Source organism: Bartonella sp. AP19HLJMH, assembly GCF_042196245.1.
GTDB lineage: Bacteria > Pseudomonadota > Alphaproteobacteria > Rhizobiales > Rhizobiaceae > Bartonella.
Map to the genome: position 1 here is coordinate 1 of NZ_JBHIPX010000034.1, position 6236 is coordinate 6236.

Sequence of the window (6236 nt, forward strand, 5' to 3'; positions counted from 1 at the left end):
GATGCTGATAATTTTACCGTTGATATGAAAAATCCTTCTCAATGGTTGATCCGTGTTGGTGGACGTTTGACAAAAACTATTTCCACTGAAAACAACCGTCCAATGTCTTTCTATGGAAAAGTAAACTTGATCAAAACCTTTGGTGATAATGGTACCATCCAGATTGGCAGAGATTTTGACCTTGATCCTATGGGACCTGCAATTGAAGGCGGCGTTGGCATCAATGCGCAACTGTCTCACAACTTCTCCCTTCATGGTGATGTAAGCTATCAACAAAAGCTTCAGAAAACGGGTATATCTGGAGCAAATTTCTCAGGCGGCATACGCTATCAGTTTTAACACAAAGCTGTAAAAGCAAGCCTATTCATTCTATTCAATTTAATAAAAAGGCAGCACGATATGCTGCCTTTTTATCTCTCCCCTATTCTTTTCTACCAGTACACACCGCCAACATTTTTCTTTAAGAAAATTAGTTAAAAAACTCAAGACAATAAAATATCGCGCTTTTAACTAGTAAAAATATCCCTTAAAAAAACTAAAAGTCGATTGAAAAATCAATGAGCGCTATTTTATCGTAACCGTGTTAAAGAAAAACATGAAAGCTATGGTATCATCTTTGGTTTCATGATGTTGGAAGAGATCCCTATCAGGCTCAAGCATACAGTTTTTTGAAATTTTCTTGCCTACTCCTTTTCTTTAAGCATAAGCAACAAGTTTTATGCAAACATAACACATATCTTGAATAGAAAAACTTATAATACTTATATAATATTAACATAATGTATTCATTTAATACTAAATGAATTTAAATATAATACATTATATATTAAATGTATAAGTTAATTTATACTTTACACAAAAATAAAAATATCCTATTCACGTTCCATCTCTAAAATATCCATCCATTTGATATCCTTCTTATAAGCGGGGGAAGAGTGTGTGGCTCTTATAAGTTAGGAAAATCTTGATGTGTAAAAAATCCCTTTTATGCTGCACAGCTGTCATAGCTGTCATGCTATTCAACACCCATATCAATGTATATGCTGAAACTCTTGAAGTTTCCGGCGAGAAAAAAGAAGTATCTAACACAACGTATGAGATTATTAATGCGAAAGACAACGGGAAAATCACCGGCACACATTTAACTGTGGTTGGGAATAAAGACACGGATATTTATGCTGTAACAGCTGACGGTCTTGGCAGTGCGATTACATTACTGCAAGACACAGCCATTAAAGGAACTGATTTTGACATTCGTCTTGGTCTTAATGCAAAAGATGGTGCTACAATCAAAATGACTGGAGGCATTATTACGGTTTCTGAAATTGGCGCTTTCTTCGAAAACAGTATGAATGATAAAAATAAGCTGGAAGGTGTAACAATATCAAGCGGTAAAGATGGCCACTTCATGGACAAGGGAATAAATGCCGACAACAAAAGCAAAGTTACTTTAGAAAACGTAACAGTTACGCAAGCAAACACCAGTATATTTGCAAATGATCATTCTGAAGTAACGATTTTAGGAGGAGAATTTGATGGAGAACTCAAAGGAATATCTGCTACGGAAGGCAGCGCTATTACTTTAACCTATAGTGAATTAGCCGATAATAAAAAAGGCAGTGTTCAAGTTACATCATCTCATGGTGACGGACTCTATGCAAATGGTGCACAATCCACAATCACAATGATAGGAGGATCAGTCACTGGAGAAAATACAGCATTACTTGCAGAAAATGGCGGACATATTGACGTCACAGATGTTACTTTAAAAAAAGATGGCACCGGAATCGGTGCAATAGCTAATGATGTTGAAAGCACAATTGAACTACACGGAAATACGGTAATTAATGACGCTGTAATTGGGCTTTATGCAACAAACGGTAGCACAATCACAATGACTGGAGGAACCATTACGGCTTTTGAAACTGGTGCGTTCTTCAATGAGAGTAAAAGCGATAAAAACAAATTAGAAAATGTAACCATTACTTATGCAAATACCAGCATAAGTGATCAAGACAAGCTAGAAAGTGTGAAAACATCGGACAATGAATTAGACCCTGGATGGGAAAGTGAATTAGAAAATGAAAAAGAAGAGTTTTTATACACAGGAATAACGGCCTTTGCCGGAAGTCATCTCACTTTAGAAAATGTAACCATTACGCAAGCAGACACCAGCATATCGGCAGAAGATGGTTCACAAGTAACGATATTAGGAGGAGCATTTGATGGAGAACACACAGGGCTATACGTAATGAACGGCAGCTTCATTACTTTAGCCAATAGTAAAGAAGGCAGCGTTCAAGTTACATCATCTGATGGTGATGGACTCTATGCAGACGGTTTATTCTCTACAATCATAATGATGGGAGGGACAGTGACTGCGGGAAATAGAGCATTATTTGCACAAAAAGGTGGATATATTAAGGTCACAGATGTTGCTCTAACAACGATGGACGGAAACGGATACGGGGCAGCTTCCACCGATCCTTACAGCTTTATTGAATTGGATGGAGAGACAACGATTACTAATGCTATAAATGGACTTGATGCGGAAAACAGTGGTGTCATCATAATGACGGGAGGAGCTGTAACTGCAAAAAGCGCAGCATTGTTTACCATGAACGGTGGATATATTAAGATCACAGATGTTGCTCTAACAACGATGGACGGAAACGGATACGGTGCAGCTTCCACCGATCCTGAAAGCTTAATTGAATTGGATGGGAAGACAACAATTAATAATGCTCTCATCGGACTTTATACAGAAAATAGTGGTACTATCACAATGGCGGATGGAACTGTAACTGGGAAAAGCGCGGCAGTACTTACAAAAAGCGGTGGACATATTAAGGTCACAGATGTTGCTCTAACAACAATGGATGGCAACGGATACGGTGCAGCTACCAGCGATCCTAACAGCTTGATTGAATTGCATGGAAAGACAACAATTAATAATGCTTTCATCGGACTTTATACAGAAAATAGTGGTACTATCACAATGGCGGATGGAACTGTAACCGCAACAAACATGGCACTGTTTGCAGCAAACGGTGGACATATTAAGGTCACAGATGTTGCTCTAACAACAATGGATGGCAACGGATACGGTGCAGCTACCACTGATCCTGACAGCTTGATTGAATTATATGGAAAGACAATAATTGATAATGCTTTCATCGGGCTTAATACAGAAAATAGTGGTACTATCACAATGGCGGGTGGAACTGTAACCGCAACAAACATGGCATTGCTTGCAAAAAGCGGAGGACATATTAAGCTCACAGATGTTGCTCTAACAACGATGTATGGCAACGGATACGGAGCAGCTACCTCCGATCCTGAAAGCTTGATTGAATTGCATGGAAAGACAACGATTAATAATGCTTTCATCGGACTTTATACAGAAAATAGTGGTACTATCACAATGGCAGATGGAACTGTAACCGCAACAAACATGGCATTGCTTGCAAAAAGCGGGGGACATATTAAGCTCACAGATGTTGCTCTAACAACAATGTATGGTAACGGATACGGTGCAGCTACCTCCGATCCTGAAAGCTTGATTGAATTGCATGGAAAGACAACGATTAATAATGCTTTCATCGGGCTCAATGCAGAAAACAGTGGTGCAATCACAATGACGGGAGGAACTGTAACCGCTGCAAACATGGCATTGCTTGCAAAAAGCGGTGGGCATATTAAAGTCACAGATGTTGCTCTAACAACAATAAATGGTAACTATGGCGCAGCTACCACCGATCCTGATAGCTTGATCGAATTGCATGGAAAGACAACAATTAATAATGCTTTCATCGGGCTTAATGCAGAAAATAGTGGTGCAATCACAATGACGGGAGGAACTGTAACCGCTGCAAACATGGCAGTGTTTGCAAAAAACGGTGGGCATATTAAGGTCACAGATGTTGCTCTAACAACGATGTATGGTAACGGATACGGTGCAGCTACCACCGATCCTAATAGCTTGATTGAATTGTATGGGAAGACAACTATTGATAATGCTGTAACCGGACTTGATGCAGAAAATAGTGGCACAATCATAATGACTGGGGGAACAGTAACTGCGACAACCATGGCATTGTTCGCAATGAATGGTGGACATATTAAGGTCACAGACGTTGCTCTAACAACAATGGATGGCAACGGATACGGTGCAGCTGCCAGCAATCCTTACAGCTTAATTGAATTGCATGGAAATACAGCGATTAGCAATACTTTCATCGGACTTTATGCAGAAAACGGTGGCACAATTAAAATGAATGGAGGGACCGTAGCAGCAAAAGGATCAGCATTTGTTGTAAAAAATAGCGGATATATTGATGTAACAAATGTTTCTGCAACAGCAGAAAACAGTGGCATAATATTTGATAAATCCGAGGACGATAACGCCTTAGAAATCAACTTGACAAATACAAAGATTCGCACTGAAAATAGTATTGGAATTAACGCAGACCAATCAATCGGTATAGCCAATCTCAAAAATTCAGAAATCAGTGCCGATATTTTATTAGCAGCAAAAGCTTCAACTAAAGAAAATAATTTTGCTTTTACATTAAATGCTAATCACTCGGTATTAAAGGGAAGAGCAAAAATTGCAGAAAACAGAACCGTACGCTTTGATTTGACAAACAAGACAACATGGATATTGAAAACCAGTACAAAAGAAACCGATGATGACGGAAAACTGCTTGCTATTGCTCAAAGGTCACGTTCTGATATTTCTGTGCTCAATCTTAATGATAGTTCTATTGTTTTTAATGGACCGGTAGAAGATCATTATCATACATTGCATGTAGGATCTGGAATACCAACCACTCTAGCAGTCTATAATGCCTTTGGTGAGGCAGAAATTCATTTCAACGCTATATGGAGTGATGGTGTTGCAATAGATGCACAAAAAACCGATAGGCTTCTCATTCACGGTGATGTAGCAGGCACCACAACAGTTTATGTCAAAAGTGTTTCAGGGGATAAAGAGAGTGTAGAAAATGCTTCTCCTCCTTCAAATATAGGTGGACTTTCACTTATTCAAGTTTCTGGAGAAGCAAAAGAAGACTCCTTTAAATTGAAAAATGGCTATACCACCATAGGAGGAACTCCTTATAAATATACGCTGACTGCCTATGGACCAGTCTCAAGCTATGGCAAAGCCAATGCTAACCAAAACTTATTCGATGAAAAGGATAAAGATTTCTGGGATTTCCGTTTGCAGCCTGAATTTTTTGACCCCGATTCAAAAGTAAGAGCAGTTGTACCACAAATGGCAAGCTATTTGGTTATGCCAAATGCCCTCTTTTATACTGGATTGGCCGATATGGCCAAGCAAAATGCACTTTTAGCCAATATGAGAACAACAGTCTTGGGAGAGCAGAAAAATCTAAAAAACAGTTTCTTCCTCTCTACCTATGGGGGTACAGGAACCTTATCCTCGAAACGCAGTCCCCTTAAATATGGTTATGGTGCTGATATTCGCTACGCCGCTATACAAGGTGGGGTTGCATTGACTACGTTAGAAGGGCACAGCACTACTACACATCTTGGTCTTTTAGGCACCTATGGGCGGCTGTCTTTCACTCCAAAAGAGATGCAGGATGCAAGTAAAAGCACCCTAGATAAATGGTCTCTCACTGCCTATGGTAGTGTACAACATGACAGTGGTTTCTATATCGATACGCTTTTATCCTATGGGATAATAAAGGGCGATATCACCAATGCTATCATTAGTAAAACCGCGAAATTGAACAATGTAAAAATGTTGAGTATTTCCACCACCATTGGCAAACAATTTTCTACCGGAATGGAAGGTTTAACCTTCGAGCCCCAAATACAACTTGCTTATCAACATTTGATGTTTGATACCATTGAAGATGCTGATAATTTAAAAATTGATATGAACAATCCTTCTCAATGGTTGATCCGTGTTGGTGGACGTTTAACCAAAACCATTATGACCACTGAAAATGGTCCTGCCATTTCCTTCTATGGAAAAGCAAACTTGATCAAAACCTTTGGTGATGATGGTACCATCCAGATTGGCAGAGATTTTGACCTTGATCCCATGGGAACAGCAATTGAGGGCGGCGTTGGCATCAATGCACAACTGTCTCACAATTTCTCTCTTTACGGTGATGTAAGCTATCGACAAAAGCTTCAGAAAACTGGTATAAGTGGTGCAAGCTTTTCAGGTGGCATACGCTATCAGTTTTAAATCAAGGCTG

General features: G+C 39.3%; 2 protein-coding genes. Both read left to right on the top strand.

The window, feature by feature from the left end:
- A partial coding sequence (locus ACFINR_RS08930) for an autotransporter outer membrane beta-barrel domain-containing protein (RefSeq protein WP_375654141.1) occupies positions 1-339 on the top strand: 339 nt, incomplete at its 5' end.
- A 628-nt stretch (positions 340-967) separates the two neighbouring features.
- Positions 968-6226, top strand: coding sequence for an autotransporter outer membrane beta-barrel domain-containing protein (locus ACFINR_RS08935; RefSeq protein ID WP_375654145.1), 5259 nt, complete (start codon positions 968-970; stop codon positions 6224-6226).
- The last annotated feature ends 10 nt before the right edge of the window (positions 6227-6236 follow it).